Here is a 17529-nt window from a genome sequence, read left to right on the forward strand (position 1 = left end):
CCGCAACGTGATGCGAATGAGCTCCAAGAGCGAGAGCAAACTGGCCGCACAGTACTTCGACGCCGCCATCGGGCTACTCCAGCGCGTCCGCGACGAGGAGTCCCGGAACGTCGCCGACGCGGGCGCCGTGCTCGCCGACGCCGTCGAGGACGGCGGACGGCTCTTCGCCTTCGGCGCCGGGCACTCCTCGCTGGCCGCGCAGGACGTCGTCTACCGCGCGGGCGGCCTCGCCCTGATGAACCTGCTCGCCGTGCCGGGCGTCGTCGGCGTCGACGTCATGCCCGCCACGCTCGGCTCCGCCCTGGAGCGGGTCAACGGGCTCGCGGGCGCCGTCCTCGACTCCTCGCCGGCCCGCCCCGGCGACGTACTCGTGATCATCTCGCTCTCCGGCAGGAACTCGCTGCCGGTGGAGATGGCGATGAACGCGCGCGCCCTCGGTCTGAAGGTCATCGGCGTCACCTCGGTGGCGTACGCCACCGAGACCCGGTCGCGGCACGTCTCGGGGAGCTTCCTCAAGGACCACTGCGACGTCGTGATCGACTCCAAGATCGCGGTGGGGGACGCGGAGCTCGCCGTCGACGGGGTCGACGCGCCGTTCGCGCCCGCGTCCAGTGTGGTCACCAACGCGCTGATGCAGTCGATGATGGCCGCGGCCGTCGAGGAGCTCGTCGCTCGTGGGGTGCAGCCGCCGTTGCTTCGGTCGGCGAATGTGGATGGTGGGCATGACTGGAATGGGCGGGTGTTCGAGGAGTACGGGGATCGGATCTTTTACCGTCGTTGAGCCCTCGCTGCGATGAGCTGCGCTTGGCTTGGGCGGGGGTGGGTGCGTCGTGGCTGGGCGCGCCGGTCCCCGCGGGCGCGTCGTGGCTGGTCGCGCAGTTCCCCGCGCCCCTAAAGGACTGCGCCGTTCCCCGCGCCCCTGGAACGGACCGCGCCGTTCCTCGCGCGCCTACAAGATCGCGCAGTTCCCCGCGCCCCTGGACGGATCCCGCCGCTCTCCGTGCGCCTTCAAGATTGCGCAGTTCCCCGCGCCCCTAGAGAGACCCCGCCGTTCCCCGCGCGCCTAGAAGACCGCGCCGTCCCCCGCACCCGGACGACCGCGCCCGTTCCCTCGCGCGCCCAGAAGGCCGCGGCGTCTCCCGCGCCCCCAGACGACGGCGCCCATTCCCCGCACCCCTCGACGCCCCCTACCGCGCGAAGCTGACCCGGATCGTCAAGCCGCCCCCCGAGCCGTTCGGCTTCGCCGTTACCTCCGCTTCGTGTGCTCTTGCGATCGCTGAGACGATCGACAGGCCCAGGCCCGCGCCCTCTCCTCGTGCGTGGGTGCGTTCGTGGAGGCGGTGGAAGGGTTCGAAGAGGTGGGGGACCGTTTCCGGGGGGACCTCGGGGCCCGTGTTGGTGATCTCCAGGGTGCCGTCCGGGTCGGTCCGGACGGTGACCCGGCCGCCCGGGACGTTGTAGCGCACCGCGTTCGCCACCAGGTTGTGGACGAGGCGGTCCAGGAGTACGCCGTCGCCCTCCACCGTCAGCGGCTCGGCCCGTACCGTCACGGTGACGTCCCGTTCGGTGGCCGCTTCGGAAAGGCCGTCCGTGACCGCGTGGGCCAGGACGTCCAGGGCGACGGGCTCGCGCCGCTCCAGGCCCTGCTCGGAGGCGGCGAGCAGCAGCAGCCCCTCGATCAGCTCCTCGCTGTCGTCCGCCACGGAGATCAGCTTCTTGCGGATCATCGCCACCCGCTCCGCGTCGGGCTCACCGGCGAGACCGATCTCGGCGGCCGCCCGCTGCACGGCGAGCGGCGTGCGCAACTCGTGCGCCGCGTTGGCCGCGAACCGCTGCTGCGCGCCGACCAGGCGCTCTATCCGGTCCAGCATCTCGTCGAAGGTGTCGGCCAGGCGCTTCAGCTCGCCCTGCGGGGCGTCCAGGGCGATCCGCTCGTGCAGATTGGCGCCCGAGAGGCGCCGCGCGGTGCCGGTGATCACCGAGACGGGGCGCAGCACCCGGCCCGCCATCCACCAGGCGAGGGCGATCGACACCACGGCGTACGCGGCGAAGACGATCACGGAGACGGTCAGGAGGCGGTTGAGCGCGGCCTCGCCCGCCAGGTCGCTGATCTTCGTGACGGCGATGCCTTCGAGGTCGTCGGCGGTGGCCCGCCCCGCCAGGGCCTTCGCCGGCCTGGCGGGCACCACGGTGGAGAGCGGCGCGGTGGCCGACGCCCACGGCGGCACGGGCTCGCGCGGCACCGCGGTGGTCACCGCCGTGCTGATCGACGCGTACAGGCCCTGCTGCACGAGCAGGTACACCACGCCGGTCAGGAGCGCCCCCGCGAGCACGAGCAGCCCGCCGTACAGCGCGGTGAGCCGGGAGCGCTCGCTGCTCATCCCCAGCGAGGGCAGCCGCCCGCGGCGCCCGGCCCGCTTCCCCGGCCTCACAGGGACCGCCCCGTGATCCGGTACCCGGCGCCCGGCACCGTCTCCACCACCGTCGGCTCACCCAGTTTCGCGCGGAGCTTGGAGAGGGTGACCCGGACCGCGTTGGTGCGGTAGCTGGTGTCCTCCTCCCAGACCTGTTCGATCAGGTCCTCGCCGCTGACCACCGCGCCGTCCGCCCGCAGCAGCGTTTCGAGGACCGCGAACTCCTTGCGGGACAGCGCCAGATGGCGCCCGTCGCGGCTGGCCTGGCGGCGCGCGGTGTCCAGGACGAGCCCGGCCCGTTCGATCACGGGGGGCAGCGCGGGCCGGGTGCGGCGGCCGAGCGCGAGGACGCGGGCCAGCAGCTCGTCGTACGCGAACGGTTTGGTGAGGTAGTCGTCGGCGCCGAGGCCGAGCCCCGCCACCCGGTCACGCACCGTGCCCGAGGCCGTCAGCATCAGGACCCGGGTGAGCAGCCCCTGGCGCACGACGCGGCGGCACACCTCGTCGCCGTGCACACCCGGCAGATCGCGGTCCAGGATCACCACGTCGTACTCCCCGAGCTGCAGTTTGCGCAGTGCGGTCAGGCCGTCGGACGCGATGTCGACGGCCACCGCGTCGCGCCGCAGCCCCTCGGCGATCATCTCGGCCAGGAAGTCCTCGTCCTCCACCAGCAGTACGCGCATGCCGCCCTGTGTACCGGAGAGTGACCTTTCGTCGGTGTAAGCGTCCCCGTTGAGAGAAACGAAACCCCGCTTCCCGCCAGTCTGTGGCCGTCACGCACGCCCCACGTGAAGGGAAGCCACGCCATGAGCCACGTCATGAGGAACCGCACCCGCTCAGCGGTGCTCGCATCAGGATTCGCCGCCCTCGCCCTGTTCGCCGGCGCCTGCTCCGGCGGCTCCGACGGCGACAGCGAGGCGAGCGGCTCGGGCAGCGGCGCCGACGGCGGGAAGGGCGCCGACGCCGACAAGCGGTTCAAGGAGCGCGAGTGCCTGCGCAAGCACGGCATGAAGATCTCCGAGCCCAAGTCCGGCGAGGACGCCGCGGGCATCACCATCGGCGGCGACATGACCAAGGAGAAGATGCAGAAGGCCATGAAGGACTGCGGTCTCGGCGCCGGGACCAAGGGCGGCGGCCCCTCGCAGGCCGACAAGGACAAGGCCGTCAAGTACGCCCAGTGCATGCGCAAGAACGGCTTCAACATGCCGGACCCAAAGTTCGACGGCGGAGCCATGGAAGCCCAGCGCATGCCGAAGGGTGCCGAGGCCGACAAGATGGAGAAGGCCGCCAAGGCGTGCAAGGGCATCTACGGATGAGGCGGCGCACCGCCGTCGTCTCGACGGTCGTGGCCCTGCTCGCCGTCACCGGCGGCGGCATCGCCGTCACCGCGCTCGCCGACGAGGGCGGCAAGGGCGGCTCCGACCGGCGCGACGCGGGACTCCCCGCCGCCACCGCGTCCGTCGAGCGCGGCGACCTCACCAGCGGCTCCCAGGTCGACGGGACCCTCGGCTACGCCAAGGAACGCAAGGTCAACGCGGGCGGCACCGGCACCCTCACCTGGTCCGCCGAGACCGGCTCCACGGTCCGCAGGGACGGCCGCCTGTACGAGGTGAACGGCGTTCCCGTCCGCCTCATGTACGGCACCGAGCCCATGTACCGCACGCTGAAGGCGGGCGACAAGGGCAACGACGTACGGCAGTTGGAGCAGAACCTCGCCGCTCTCGGGTACGGGGGGTGGCTCACCGTCGACGACACCTACACCGACGGCACGGCGGCCGCGGTCAAGCGGTGGCAGAAGGCCCACGACCGCAAGCAGACCGGCAGCGTGGGACCCGAGCAGATCTCCTTCCAGCCCTCCGCGGTCCGGGTGAAGTCCGCCGAATCGGCCGTCGGTGACCAGGTCGCACCCGGCAAGCCCGTGCTCTCCACGACCGGTTCCGAGCGGGTCGTGCGCGTCCAGCTCGACGTCGCCGAGGGCAAGCTCGCGAAGAAGGGCGCGAAGGTCACCGTCACGCTGCCGGACGGCACCACCGTCGACGGCGAGGTCGCCGCCGTCGGCAAGACCGCCAGACCCGGCGACGACCCCAGCGACAAGACCCCCAAGATCCCCGTCACCGTCACCTTCGCCGACCCCGGCAAGGTCGACGGCTTCGACCAGTCGCCGGTCACCGTGGACCTCACCGGCGAGAAGCGCGCGAACGTCCTCTCCGTGCCCGTCAACGCGCTCCTCGCGCTGCCCGGCGGCGGCTTCGGCGTCCAGGTCGTCGAGGGCGGCCGCAGCCGCGACGTCAAGGTCGAGCTCGGCATGTTCGGGCAGGGCAGGGTCGAGGTGAGCGGCGGGGGACTGCGGGCCGGGATGAAGGTCGGGGTGCCGAAGGTATGAGCACCGAACTCGCGTCCGTGGCGAGCGGCGTCGGTCAAGGCCCCCCGAACGTCGTGGAGTTGACCGGCGTCACCAAGGAGTACCCCGGCGGCGTCGCCGCGCTGCGCGGCGTCGACCTGACCGTCGAACAGGGCGAACTCCTCGCCATCGTCGGGCCCTCCGGGTCCGGCAAGTCGACGCTCCTGCACATCGTCGGCACCCTCGACCGCCCCACCGCGGGCACCGTCGCCATCGCCGGGCACGACGTCGCCACCCTCGCCGACCGCAGCCTGTCCGCGCTGCGCGCCCGGCACATCGGCTTCGTCTTCCAGGCGTTCCACCTGGTGCCCGGCATCAGCGCCCGCGACAACGTCGCCGAAGGGCTGCTCTACTCCGGCCTGCCGCGCGCCGAACGCCGCCGCAGGGCCGCGTACGCCCTGGAGCGCGTCGGGCTCGCCGACCGCATGACGCACCGGCCGCACGAGCTCTCCGGCGGCCAGAAACAGCGCGTCGCCATCGCCCGCGCCGTCGTCGGCGAACCGGACCTGCTCCTCGCGGACGAGCCGACCGGCGCGCTCGACTCGGAGTCCGGCGAGGCGGTCATGGACCTGCTGCACGACCTGAACGCGGAGGGCGCCACCATCGCCGTCATCACCCATGACTCGGAGATCGCGGGGCGGCTGCCGCGACAGGTGCGGATTCGGGACGGGCGGGTCGTGTGATGAGCAGGAGTCGTACGAGGGGTACGGGGCGTGCGCGGCTGAGGGCCGCGCGGCTCGGGCCCCGGGACGTACTGCACGTCGGCTCCGCGGGGCTGCGCAGCCGGCCCGTGCGCGTCGTGCTGTCCGCCCTCGGCATCGCCATCGGCATCGCGACCATGGTCGCGGTCGTCGGCATCTCGTCGTCCAGCCAGGCCCAACTCATGCGAGAACTCGACAAGTTGGGTACGAACATGCTGGTCGCGGCCCCCGGTGAGCCGATGTTCTCCGGGGAGAAGGTGACCTTGCCGCGCGATGCCGCGGGGCGGGTCGGGCGGATCGACGGCGTCGAGCACGTCGGCGCCACGGGGGACCTCGAACAGTCCGTGCGGCGCAGCGAGAAGATCTCCGAGGAGGAGACCGGGGGCATCACGGTGAAGGCGGCCACGGAGGGGCTCCTGAAGGTGCTGCGCGGGGAGATGGCGCGCGGCAGCTGGTTCAACGCCGCGAACAGCCGCTATCCGTCGGTCGTCCTCGGCGGGGTCGCCGCGGAGCGGCTCGGGATCACCTCGCCGGGGCAGCAGGTGTGGCTCGGCGACCGGTACTTCACCGTCATCGGCATCCTGGGGCCGCTGCCGCTCGCGACGGATGTCGAGCGGTCGGCCCTGACGGGCTGGGACGCGTCGAAGAAGCTGCTCGGCTTCGACGGGCATCCGACGTCGGTGTACGAGCGGTCCACCGACGCGTCGGTGCGTGACGTGCGGAGTCTGCTCGCGCCGTCGATCGACCCGGAGAATCCGCGCAACGTCCAGGTCACCGACCCCTCGTCGGCGCTCCAGGCTAAGGCGGCGACGGAGGGGGCGTTCTCGACCCTGCTGCTCGGCCTCGGCGGGATCGCGCTCCTGGTGGGCGGCGTCGGCGTCACCAACACCATGATCATCTCGGTGCTCGAACGCCGCTACGAGATCGGGCTCCGGCGCTCGCTCGGGGCGACGCGGGGGCAGATCCGGATCCAGTTCGTCACGGAGTCCCTGATGCTGTCCGGCCTGGGCGGCCTCGCCGGGGTGGTGCTCGGCGCGGGCGCGACGGCGGTGTACGCGGTCTCGGGCGGCCTGCCGTGGGTGGTGCCGCCGTGGTCGATGGCGGGCGGCTTCGGAGCGACGCTGCTGATCGGTACGGTGGCGGGTCTGTACCCGGCGATCCGGGCTTCCCGCTTGTCCCCGACGTTGGCGCTGCACGCTGTGTGAGGCGGGGTCGCTCTGTTCGTCTGTGGGGCGGGGCCGCGGGGGTATGTACGTACTCGCTATCCCGGGGCAAGAGCCAATGGACTTGCTTCCTTGCCTCGGTGGCCACTTGTGCTCCGTTCGCACATACCCCCACGTCCCCTCGGGCCAGTTGCGCGGCCGCGGCCCGGTGGGGGTGGCCCTCACCGGATGCCCCACCGGCCCGCGGCCGCGAGCGCTCCTGAGGGGACGTGGCGGTATGTCTGCCCGGAGCACAGAGAGCCGCGTGCCGAGGTGCATGGGTGTGGCGGTTCACCGGGATAGCGAGGACGGACATACCGCCGCGGCCCCGCCCCACGACCGCACCCGAGGCGCACGACCACCGGCCTGGGCGTAGAAACCCACCGCCTCCCCCACCCACCCCATCGCGCACCGAGTCCCCGTGCTGGCTGAAGAGATCCACCCCACCGCACGGCCGCAGGCCACCGCGCCTCAGAGAGGGAAAGGCTGGGCCAGGTCCAGAGACGCTGCTACCCGGGCCGTGACGCTTTCCGCGTAGGTCGCGTCGGGGCGTTCGAAGGGCGCCCGCCCCGGCCCCCGCAAGAACGTCACGACGCCCAACGTCCGCCCCCTGCTCCGCAGCACCGCGCACAACGCGTGGACCGAGTCCTCCGGCCACTGCCGGGTCTCGGCCCACTCCCGGGCCCGCTCCGGCGCCACCGCCCCGGCGCTGGCCCGCACGGAGCCGACCCGCGCCACGCACTGCGGTGCGGGATGGCCCTCGGGGTAGCGCACCGGAATGCCCGCCCTGCTGACCGGCAGGCACGGCCCCGGCGCCCCCGCGGGCGTCGCCGCGATCCGGACCAGGCGTACCGGATCCTCGCCCGCGAGCACGTCGACCAGCGCGTGGTCGGCGAAGCCCGCGAGGGCGAAGTCGAGGTGGACCGTGGCCGCCTCGGTCGGGTCCTCGCACTCGGCCGCGGCCCGCGCCGCCCGGTGCAGCTGCTGGGAGCGGAAGCGCAGCTGGGACGCCTCCTGTTCGGTCTGCTTGGCCTCGGTCACGTCCAGGAAGAGCCAGCCGACACCGAGCGGCACCGGCTCCTCGGCGAGCGGTGATGCCAGTCGTACGAAGCCACTGCGCCAGCAGCGCCGCTCGAAGCCGCCGCCCTCCTTGTCGGGGGCGGTGCGCACGGACACCCACAGCTCGGCGGGGGCGGGCGGCGACCCCTCGCCGAGGACGTGGGCGAGCGCGCTCTCCAGCTCCTCCACGCCCTGCCCGAGCAGATCCGCGAGGGGCCGCCCGAGCACGGCGGTCCTGCCGACCCCGAGCGCGCGCGCCGCGTGTTCGTTGACCACGGCGGGCCGCAGGTCGGCGTCGACGAGCACGACGCCCCAGGACGCGTGCTCGAAGAGGGCCTCGCTCAGGGCGATGGACCGCTCCAGGTCTATCTGCGCGTGCACCTCGCTGAAGGCGCAGTACACCCCCGCGGGCTTGCCGTCCCCGCCCCGTACGGCCGCGGACTGCATCCGTACGAGGACCCGCCCGCCGTCCTTGGTGACCAGCGCGAACTCGTGCACCTGCCGTCCGGGCGCGTCCATCGCGGACAGCAGCCGCGCCTCGACCTCCGCCGCGTCGGCGGCCCGCACGGCCCACCCGGAGAACCCCTGCCGCCCGACGGCCTCCGCCGCCGACCAGCCGAGGATCCGCTCGGCCTCGCGGTTCCAGTGCGTCACCACACCGTCCGCGTCGAGCGCGCAGAGCGCCGCGTCCATCCCGTCGAGCAGCGCCGCGAGCAGCTCGGCGCCGCCCGGCTCGGGCTCTTCGGGGCCCAGCTCGTCGGTAGTTCCGCTCCGTCGCGAAGCACTCACCTGGGACCCCCTGCAGGCCGTGTCCTCGTCCTCATGAGCTGCCTGTACTGCATGAGCCACGTCAACTGCGTATACCGCACGTCAGATCATTCAACTCGAACGTGACGCACCCCACAGGAAGTTCCCGGAAGTTGGAGAGAAATGTGGGGCGGCGACGCGGCGAAACAAATCGGTTGAGCGCCGCCGGTCCGCTTCCTAGGGTGTACATCACTCGACGAAAGGAGGTGATCCGGCAGTGATTTCATTGCGGACGCGAGAGGTGGCTGCGGGCTAGCGGCCCGTCACCACACCGAGTGCGGTGCCGGACCAGTGCGCGATACGAGCGTGCGGCCGGCCCAATCCCAAGCAGTCACCCGACCCGCGAGCCGCCGGTACGTCCGGCCGGCTTCCGACCGTCTCGTACGGCCGGAACCAATGGCTCGCGGGTCGCCTGCGTGTCAGCCCTTCCTGACCACGGCCCAGCCCTCGCCGACCGCCGCCTCAGCCCTTGCTGACCGCCGCGAGGATCTCCGGGAGGCGCCGCGCCAGGCGGGGCGCCGCCAGCCGCGAGCCCGCCTCGGTGACCGCCGCCCCGTAGAGCGCGCCGACCGGCAGCAGCAGCCAGGTCCAGGCGTCCGACGACGAGGCGTGCAGCCAGATCGCCAGGGCGATGACCGGGGCGCAGAGCAGGGCCGCGGCGACCATGCCGCCGAAGATCGAGATCCAGGCGAGGCCCGCCTGCCCCGGGGCCACGTTCTTGTAGCCCTCCTGCGGGATCGAGTAGGGGAAGCGCGTCGAGGACCACGCGCCGGTCGCCAGCATCGCGCCGAGCAGCGCGAGGGAGAGTCCGAGCACCTCGGGCAGGGCGTGCCACGCGCCGAGCAGCGCGGTCGTCAGGACGGTGACCAGCGTCGCGTACGGCAGGGTGATCAGGAGCAGCGCGAGGGCGCGGCCGCGCAGTTCCACGTAGGCGTCGCGCGTCGAGGAGATCGTCATCGCGACCATCCAGAACGCCGAGGTGTCCTGGCCGAACTGGTTGTACATGAGGATCCCGAGCATCCCCGCCGCGAAGCACGCGAAGTACACGGACCCGGTGCCCTGGAGCGCGTTGAAGAGCGGCACGATCAGGCCGATGGCGAGCGACGTCACCCAGGCCGCCTTGGTCTTCGGGTCGCGCCACACGTAGCGCAGGCTGCGCTCCATGACGGTGCCGGTGCGGCCCTGGGGGAGCAGGGCGCCGAGCGCGCCCGAGGTGCGTGAGGTGCCCTTGTCGGGCTCGGCGGCCGCCAGCGTCGAGCCGTCCGGCGTCGTCATCAGACGGGTGAGGCTGCGCTGCCACAGGGCGAGCAGGGCGACCAGAGCCGCCACGGTGAGGGCGAGTTGGGCCGTCGCCGTCGCGTACGACCCGTCACCGACCGAGTCCACGGCGCCGAGCGCGGCGGCGGGCGGGATCCAGCGCACCACGTCCGCCGCCGGGTCGAGCGTGTCGAGCCCGGACGAACCGAGCTTCTGCGCGCCGAAGTTGACGACCTGCGCGCCGACCGCGATGACAAGGCCGCTGAGTACGGCGAGGTCGCGGCCCTTGCGGCTGGTCAGCAGGCGGATGTTGGCGGCCGCGACGGCGCGGGCGAGCGCCACGCAGACGAGCACCGTCAGGGCGACGGCGGGCACGGCGACGACGGTCGCCGCCGCGCCGTGCGCCAGCGCGATCGCCGCGCCGAGTGCGAGACAGAGCGTGAACAGCGGCCCGATGCCCACCAGTGAGGCCACGAGCAGCGCCCGCACGAGCGGCCGGGGACGCAGCGGCAGCATCACCAGACGGGTGGGGTCGAGGGTCTCGTCGCCGCTGGGGAAGAACAGCGGCATCACCGCCCAGCCGAGTGCGAGCAGCGCGACGAGCAGCACGCAGACCGTCGTGGCGTGCTCGTTGCCGCGCAGCGCGATCAGGCCGAGGAGCTGGAGCGCGGCGAAGAGCAGGGCGACGGTGACGGACGCGATGTAGGCGGCACGGCGGCCCGCCGACTGGCGCAGCCCGTTGCGCAGCAGGGACAGCTTCAGCCGTACGAAGACGGGGGTGATGCCGGGGGCGGCGGCGCTCATCGGGCGCCGCCCCCCAGCCAGTCGAGGTCGGACCCGGTGTCGCGGCCGTGGGCGCCGACGAGTTCGAGGAAGGCCTGTTGCAGGGAGGGCGCGGCGCCGCGCACCTCGGCGAGGGTGCCCTGGGCGCGGATGCGGCCCGCGGCCATCACGGCGACCCAGTCGCAGAGCGATTCGACGAGTTCCATGACGTGCGAGGAGAAGACCACCGTGGCGCCGGAGGCGGTGTAGCGCTCCAGGACGCCGCGGATGGTCTGCGCGGAGACGGGGTCGACGCCCTCGAACGGCTCGTCGAGGAAGAGCACTTCGGGGTTGTGCAGCAGCGCGGCCGCGAGGCCGATCTTCTTGCGCATGCCCGTGGAGTAGTCGACGACCAGCTTGTGCTGGGCGCCCGCGAGGTCGAGCACGTCCAGGAGCTGGGTGGCGCGCTTGTCGACCTCGGCGCCCGGCAGGCCGCGCAGCCGTCCGGTGTACCCGAGCAGTTCGCGCCCCGAGAGCCGCTCGAAGAGCCGCAGGCCCTCGGGGAGCACGCCGATGCGCGCCTTGACCTCCACCGGGTCGCGCCACACGTCGTGCCCGACGACCTCGACGGTGCCCTGGTCGGGCCTGAGCAGCCCGGTGACCATGGAGAGCGTGGTCGTCTTGCCGGCGCCGTTCGGGCCGACCAGGCCGATGAACTTGCCCGCGGGCAGGCTCAGATCGATGCCGGCCACGGCGACCTGTTCGCCGAACCGCTTCCAGAGCCCTGTCACCCGTACCGCCGGTGCTGCCTCGGTCACGCTGCTGCCCCTCGTCGTCGGCCCGTGCTCGGCACGATACGTGGGACGTCCCGCCGGGGGCGGCGGTTGCTACCGGCGTGCCTCGCGCCCGCACGCGTACGCCAACGGGGAGATGATCTCCTCGGCGTCAGGGAGCCACCGATTGGCAGCGGTCGGGCGGCAGGCCCACTGCACCGCGCCGGACGCGCCGAACCGGGTCGGGGGCGCCGCGACGTACGCGCCCTCGCCGAGCGAGATCAGGTCGATCTGGGCGGGCGGCCAGCCGAGCTTGCGGACGAGGTCGGGGACCTTGGCGGTGGCACCGGGGAGCACGAAGAACTGCATGCGCCGGTCGGGCGTGCAGGTGACGGGTCCGAGCGTCAGCTCCATGCGCTCCATGCGGGCGAGCGCGAGGAATCCGGCGGTCTCGGGCACGTCGATCGCGTCGAAGGTCCGGCCGGTGGGCAGCAGGATCGACGCCTTGGGCTGCTTCTGCCAGAGCCGCCTGGCCACCGTCGCGCTGCCGGTCGCCTGGGTCGCCCAGTCCTCGCGCGCCGGGTGTGCGCCGGGTGAGGCGCACCCGGTGTCCCCGCACGAGCACTGCTCGGTGCCTTCGGCGGACTCCAGCCAGGTGCCGGGGAACACGTCCCAGTGACGCTCTTCCGCGTATCGCACGGCCGTGTCCAGCAAGGCTTCTCCGCGCTGCTTCGGGATCTGCGCGGCTGACGTGACTCCGATGGTCTCTTCCACGGAGTTCTCAACTCCCGCCGCCACCTCGGGTTACGGGCGCACGCGAGGGCGGGGGAGGAGCATCGATCCTGCGAGCGGGGCGCATGGGTGCACGGGTGGGGGCGCGCAGGGGAAATGGCTTCCATGTGCGGGTAGCCAGGTCAGGGGCAACCAGAGGACGCCCGGGTTTGCGCGTATCGCCCGTTTGTGGCGCATCTTCCGTTTGCTCCAAGGGCATTGATCATCGTGAGGCGGTCCACGGCGGCCGTCCGGTTCGATGGTCCCGGTGCACACAGGGGGTACGCCATGGCCGCCAGGCCACTCGTCGCGCGGCAGCCCAACGAAAGGCTGCAAGCGCTCATTCAGGAAGCCGGCTGCTCCAACGCCGGACTGGCCCGCCGGGTCAACATGTGCGGCGCGGAGCACGGTCTCGACCTGCGTTACGACAAGACATCGGTGGCCCGCTGGCTGCGCGGGCAGCAGCCGCGCGGGCGGGCGCCCGGGATCATCGCGGAGGCGCTCGGCCGCAAGCTCGGCCGCACCGTCACCATCGACGAGATCGGCATGGCGAACGGCAAGAACCTCGCATCGGGCGTGGGACTGCAGTTCTCGCCGACCGTTCTCGGTGCCATCGAGCAGGTCTGCGAGCTGTGGCGCAGCGACGTGGGCCGCAGGGACTTCCTCTCCGGTTCGTCCGTGGCCGCTTCCGCGCTCGTCGAGCCCAGCAGGGACTGGCTGATCTCCTCGCCTGACCCGCAGGTCGGGCGCACGGCGGGGCCGCGCGTCGGGCTCTCGGACGTGGCGGCCGTCAAGGCGATGACCGAGGCGCTGACCCAGCTCGACCACCAGTTCGGCAGCGGCCATGTGCGCCCTGTCGTCGTCCACTACCTCAACTCCGTGGTCTCCGGGCTGCTCGCGGGCTCCTACCGGGAAGCGGTCGGCCGCGAACTGTTCGCCGCCGTCGCCCGGTTGACGGAGCTCGCGGGCTACATGGCCGTCGACACCGGCCAGCCCGGCCTCGCCCAGCGGTACTACATCCAGGCGCTGCGCCTGGCCCAGGCCGCCGGGGACAGGGGATACGGCGGGTACGTGCTCGCCGCCTCAATGAGCCACCTCGCGGCCCAGCTCGGCAACCCGCGCGAGATCGCGCAGTTGGCGCGCGCGGCGCAGGAGGGGACGCGCGGCCGGGTCACGCCCCGCGCGGAGGCCATGTTCTACGCCGCCGAAGCGCGGGGTCACGCGCTGCTCGGTGACGCGCGCGCGACGCAGGTGGTCGCGGGCCGCGCGGTCGACGCGATGGACCGGGCGACCGGTGAGTCCGGGTCCGGCGACGACCCGGTGTGGATCCGGCACTTCGACCATGCGTATCTGGCCGATGAAATGGCGCATTGCCACCGTGACTTGGGACAGGCCGACGCGGCGGCGCGCAGCGCGCAGGAATCCCTCGACGGCCACCCCGAGACGCGGGCGCGGCGCCGCGCGATCGGCCTCGTGCTGCTCGCCACGGCGCAGGTGCAGCGGCGCGAGGTGGAACAGGCCTGCCACACGGGCCTGAAGGCCGTCGAACTCCTCGGCACGCTGCGGTCCAACCGCGGCGCGGAGTACCTCGACGACTTCCAGCAGCGCCTTGAGCCCTACCGGGAGGAGCCGGTGGTACGGGAGTTCGGGGCGCGCGTCGACCTCCAGGCGGCGTGAGGGACCGTAGGACGCGCCCATGAACAGCGTCGGGGCGCGTGGAACTGTTACTCGTGACGTCGAGCGGAAGGCGGCGTTCTGAGCTGCGTGGCCGAGGGCTGCGGCGACCCGGTAGCGTGACCCGACGGTTCCGTAGGTCCCCCATATGTAGGAGTCCCGGTGACGCAGCAGAGCGGTCAGGGCGCTGCTTCCTCCGATCCGCAGCAGCCCGCGGACCGGCCCGCCCACGAGGGCGTCGTGCTGCCCGCGGACGGCAGCGAGCCGCTGCTGCCCGGCACCGCGGGCCGCCACACGACCCCGGCGGGCGGCACCCCCTGGGGCCAGCCCTGGGGTCCCGAGACGGCGGGCCCGCCGCCCACCCACGGCCAGGGCCAGGCCTGGGGCGCGCCCCAGCCCGCCCAGGCGATGCCGCTGCCCCCCGAGGGCACGCCCCCGCCCGCGGGCGGCTACGCACCGCAGCAGGGCGGCCAGGCGGCGTACGGCTATCCGCCGCAGGCGGGTCAGCAGGGCGCGTACGGCTATCCGCCGCAGGCGGGCCGGCCGGACCAGGGGGCGCAGTACCCCCAGCCCGGCCAGGGGACGTACGGGGGGCCGCAGGCCCAGGGAACGTACGGAGGCCAGCCCGGTCACCCGGGCCAGGGCGGCGCGCATGCCGGTCAGCCCGGCCAGGACTTCTACGCCGCTCAGCCCGGCCAGGGCGCGCACGCGGGTCAGCCGGGTCAGCCGGGCCAGCCGGGTCTGGGTGGCGTCGCCGGACAGTCCGGGCAGGACCCCTACTCCGCCCAGGCGGGCCAGGGCTCGTACGGCGGTCAGCCCGGTCACGGCAGCCACGCCGCGCAGGCCGGGCACGGCTCGTATCCCGGTCAGCCCGGCCAGGACCTCTACCCCGCGCAGCCAGGTCAGGGCGCGCACGCGGGCCAGCCCGGTCACGGCAGCCACGCCGCCCAGGGCTCGCACGCCGGTCAGCCCGGCCAGGATCTCTACCCCGCCCAGCAGGGCCAGGGTCCGTACGCCGGTCAGCCCGGTCAGCACGCCGCCCAGCCGGGCCCCGCCCCCCTGCCCGCCCAAGGCGAGTCCCCGCGCGGGAGACACGGTGCCGGTCAGCCCGGTCCGGAGTTGCCTCCCGTCGCGCAGGCGCAGCCGCAGCCGTTGCCCGCCGCCGGGGCCTCGCAGAGCATGCCGCTGCCGCCCGTCGCCGCGCCCGGTGCCGGGTCCGACGCCGACGCGACGCAGTTCATCGCGCCGGTGCCCGCCGTCGACGAGGGCGCCACGCAGTTCATCGCGCCCGTGCCCGCCGTCGACGAGGGGGCCACGCAGTACATACCCCCGGTGGGACCCGGTGCCCTGCCGCCCGAGGCTCCCGCCGCCGACGCCACGCAGTTCCTCGGCCGTGCCGGTGCGCCCGCCGCGCCGGTCTCCGACAGTGATCCCACCCAGTTCATCGCGCCCGTGCCCGCAGGGAACGGTTCCCCGCCCGAGCCGGCCGCCGCGCCCTACGGCATCCGCCCCGGCGCCCCCGGCGACCGCCAGCCGCCCGCCGAGTTCGACAGCCTCTTCCGTACCGAGGGCGCCGCCGAAGGCCCCTCGTCCACGCAGCAGATGCCCCGCGTCCCGGTCCCCGAGCACCCCGCGCCCGCCCCGGAGCCGGGCGGCAGCGGCGGAGGAAGGGGCGGCGCGCGGCGCGGCCGCACCGGCTCGAAGGTGCCGCTCATCGCCGCTCTCGGCGTCGGCATCGCCGTGCTCGGCGTCGGCGCGGGCGCGCTCCTGAGCTCCGGCAGCGACGACGAGAAGAAGGACGACGGCAAGCCCGTCTCCGCGTCCGCGCCCTCCGACGACCGCCCCTCGCCGACCGCTGACCCGGCCAAGGACCAGGCGGTCGCCCTCGACAAGCTCCTGGCCTACAGCAACAACAGCCGTGACTCGGTCATCGCCGCCGTACGCAACGTCGGCAAGTGCCAGAACCTCGGCCCGTCGGCGACCGATCTGCGCAACGCGGCCAAGCAGCGCAACGGCCTGGTCAGCCGGCTCGCCGGGCTGAAGGTCGACAAGCTCCCGGCCAACGACCAGCTGGTCAAGTCCCTGAACTCCGCGTGGAAGGCGTCGGCGGCCGCCGACAACCACTACGCGGCGTGGGCGCACCAGGTGGCGGGCAAGAAGGGCTGCAAGAAGGGCCACGCCCGCACCACGTCGCAGACAGTGGCGGGCAACAAGCAGAGCAACGCGGCGACGACCGCCAAGGAGCAGGCCGCCAACCACTGGAACGCGATCGCCCGCAAGTACAAGCTGACCGAGCGCAACAAGACCCAGCTCTGAGGCCCCCGGCGGGGCGGCCGGCTCTCGGGGCCGGCCGCTACGCCGACTGTTCCAGCGTCTTCTCCACGTTCACGAACCCCTTGCGCGCGGGTACGAGGCGTCCTTCGCGCACCACCTGGAACGTGACGTCCGAGTTGATCAGGCGCGGGAACTCGCTGGCCGCGAGCATGTCCTCGAAGCGCCAGCTCAGCGTGGGCGTCAGGCCGCCGGTGTGGACCTGGAGGCCGTCGTCGAGGGCGCGGCGCAGCGTGCGGGCGGAGACGTCGCCGCCGTCGAGCGACTCGACGACCTGCTTCAGGACGGTGTACGCGATCCAGGTCGTCTGCACGCCCGCGTCCGCCGGGTCGACCCGGTTGTCGCCGAACGCCTGCTCGCGGATGACCTTGCGCATCTGGGACCACCTGGCGTCGCCGGACGCGGGGTACCAGCCGGTGAGGTAGGCCCCTTCGTAGGGGCCCGTCGCGCCGCCGGTGCGGTCGACGAGGGACTGGTCGACGCTGCCGAGCACCGAGGAGATCCGTACCGGCGGATAGCCGTCCTTGGCGCGCCGGAACGAGTCGTAGAACGTGTCCGTGCGGGCCCCGAGCGCCGCCGTCACACAGCCGCCCGTGCCCGCGTGGCCCAGCGCCTGCTCGGCCTGGGGCGTGAGGTCGGTGCCGTCCTCGGGCGCGCGGATGTCCGCGACGGGCTTGTGGTGGCCGTCGGCGAGCCCGGCGTTGAGCAGCTTGGGGAGTTCGTCGCCGGCCAGGGTGTCGGGGCGTACGAGGGAGACGCGGTCGCAGCGGGCGGCGAGCTGGCGGCCGTTGCCCGCGAGGAGTGCGGGCTCGCCGCCGTTGACCGGGTAGGAGAGCGGGCTGCTGAACTCGTCGTCGGTGATCCCGTAGCCGCCTATGTAGGGGATGCCCGCGACTTCGAGGGGGGCGAGGAAGGACCGGCCGTGCTGGCTGTAGGCGCCGACGACCGCCGCCACGTTCTGGTCGACGGCCTCGCGCGCGCAGTCCGCGGCGCCCGCCGAGTCGTTGTGGTCGTTGCAGGTGAGGACCTTCAGCTCGCGGCCGTCGAGGCCGCCGTGCGCGTTGACCCAGCGTGCGTACGCCTGTGCCATGGCCGGGACGCCGGGTTTGTTGGTGGCCTTGGTCTTCTCCGGCGCCCAGGTCATGACGGTGACGGGGTCTTCCCTGGAACCCCCCGTGGTGCCAGGGATGACCCCGCATCCGGCGATGAGCGAGGTACACGCCGCCGCCGCGGCGGCGGAGAGCGCCGCGGTTCGGAAGGGGCGGGGGAAAGAGGTGCGTCGCCTGCCGGTCATGGGTATGCACGATCCCGGTGGTTCGCCAACCGTGGCGTGACGCGTTCTCAACGGACCGTGACATCCGGGTGAACGTGCGGGGG

Annotated in this window: 14 protein-coding genes; 7 read left to right on the forward strand and 7 right to left on the reverse strand. The window is 73.1% G+C overall.

Annotation, left to right across the window (positions count from 1 at the left end; genetic code table 11):
• Window positions 1-16: 16 nt before the first annotated feature.
• Window positions 17-781, forward strand: a complete 765-nt coding sequence (locus tag ACIO9J_RS28925) for an SIS domain-containing protein (protein ID WP_402005770.1) — start codon at window positions 17-19, stop codon at window positions 779-781.
• 406 nt (window positions 782-1187) lie between these two features.
• Here ACIO9J_RS28925 and ACIO9J_RS28930 read toward each other — a convergent pair whose 3' ends face one another.
• Window positions 1188-2381, reverse strand: coding sequence for a sensor histidine kinase (locus tag ACIO9J_RS28930; RefSeq protein WP_402005773.1), 1194 nt, complete (start codon window positions 2379-2381; stop codon window positions 1188-1190).
• Window positions 2382-2428: 47 nt separating this feature from the next.
• On the reverse strand, window positions 2429-3097 hold the full coding sequence (locus ACIO9J_RS28935; protein ID WP_402005776.1) for a response regulator transcription factor: 669 nt from the start codon (window positions 3095-3097) through the stop codon (window positions 2429-2431).
• Window positions 3098-3220: 123 nt separating this feature from the next.
• Between ACIO9J_RS28935 and ACIO9J_RS28940 the strand changes: the two genes are divergently transcribed.
• Genes ACIO9J_RS28940 through ACIO9J_RS28955 form a run of 4 tightly spaced genes read left to right on the forward strand, consistent with a single transcriptional unit; the run spans window position 3221 to window position 6721 of the window.
• Entirely contained in the window at window positions 3221-3730 is a 510-nt protein-coding gene (locus tag ACIO9J_RS28940) for a hypothetical protein (RefSeq protein WP_402005779.1), read from the forward strand.
• A complete protein-coding gene (locus tag ACIO9J_RS28945; protein WP_402005782.1) occupies window positions 3727-4797 on the forward strand; it encodes a peptidoglycan-binding protein in 1071 nt (356 codons plus the stop codon). Before ACIO9J_RS28940 ends, ACIO9J_RS28945 begins: the two co-directional genes overlap by 4 nt.
• A complete protein-coding gene (locus ACIO9J_RS28950; protein ID WP_402005785.1) occupies window positions 4794-5498 on the forward strand; it encodes an ABC transporter ATP-binding protein in 705 nt (234 codons plus the stop codon). Before ACIO9J_RS28945 ends, ACIO9J_RS28950 begins: the two co-directional genes overlap by 4 nt.
• Window positions 5498-6721 carry an ABC transporter permease gene (locus ACIO9J_RS28955; RefSeq protein ID WP_402005788.1) on the forward strand — a complete coding sequence of 408 codons (1224 nt, stop codon included), beginning with the start codon at window positions 5498-5500 and terminating at the stop codon, window positions 6719-6721. The genes ACIO9J_RS28950 and ACIO9J_RS28955 overlap by 1 nt, the downstream gene beginning before the upstream one ends.
• Before the next feature lie 468 nt (window positions 6722-7189).
• Here the strand turns inward: ACIO9J_RS28955 and ACIO9J_RS28960 are convergent, their stop codons facing one another.
• From ACIO9J_RS28960 to ACIO9J_RS28975, 4 genes are all read right to left on the reverse strand, one after another.
• On the reverse strand, window positions 7190-8566 hold the full coding sequence (locus ACIO9J_RS28960) for a PAS domain-containing protein (RefSeq protein WP_402005791.1): 1377 nt from the start codon (window positions 8564-8566) through the stop codon (window positions 7190-7192).
• Between the two features lie 480 nt (window positions 8567-9046).
• Window positions 9047-10645: a transporter gene (locus ACIO9J_RS28965; RefSeq protein WP_402005794.1), complete on the reverse strand. Its 1599-nt coding sequence runs from the start codon at window positions 10643-10645 to the stop codon at window positions 9047-9049.
• Window positions 10642-11421 carry an ABC transporter ATP-binding protein gene (locus ACIO9J_RS28970; RefSeq protein WP_402005797.1) on the reverse strand — a complete coding sequence of 260 codons (780 nt, stop codon included), beginning with the start codon at window positions 11419-11421 and terminating at the stop codon, window positions 10642-10644. Before ACIO9J_RS28970 ends, ACIO9J_RS28965 begins: the two co-directional genes overlap by 4 nt.
• 69 nt (window positions 11422-11490) lie before the next feature.
• A complete protein-coding gene (locus ACIO9J_RS28975; RefSeq protein WP_402005800.1) occupies window positions 11491-12150 on the reverse strand; it encodes a bifunctional DNA primase/polymerase in 660 nt (219 codons plus the stop codon).
• A 285-nt stretch (window positions 12151-12435) separates the two neighbouring features.
• On the opposite strand from ACIO9J_RS28975, the gene ACIO9J_RS28980 reads away from it, so the two are divergent.
• Window positions 12436-13824, forward strand: coding sequence for a transcriptional regulator (locus ACIO9J_RS28980; RefSeq protein WP_402005803.1), 1389 nt, complete (start codon window positions 12436-12438; stop codon window positions 13822-13824).
• Between the two features lie 159 nt (window positions 13825-13983).
• Window positions 13984-16137, forward strand: coding sequence for a hypothetical protein (locus ACIO9J_RS28985; RefSeq protein ID WP_402005807.1), 2154 nt, complete (start codon window positions 13984-13986; stop codon window positions 16135-16137).
• Window positions 16138-16174: 37 nt separating this feature from the next.
• Here ACIO9J_RS28985 and ACIO9J_RS28990 read toward each other — a convergent pair whose 3' ends face one another.
• The gene (locus ACIO9J_RS28990; RefSeq protein ID WP_402005810.1) at window positions 16175-17446 is read right to left on the reverse strand and encodes an ABC transporter substrate-binding protein; all 1272 of its coding nucleotides are present in this window, start codon (window positions 17444-17446) and stop codon (window positions 16175-16177) included.
• Between the last annotated feature and the right edge of the window lie 83 nt (window positions 17447-17529).

This window comes from Streptomyces sp. NPDC087300, assembly GCF_044744425.1.
Taxonomy (GTDB): domain Bacteria; phylum Actinomycetota; class Actinomycetes; order Streptomycetales; family Streptomycetaceae; genus Streptomyces.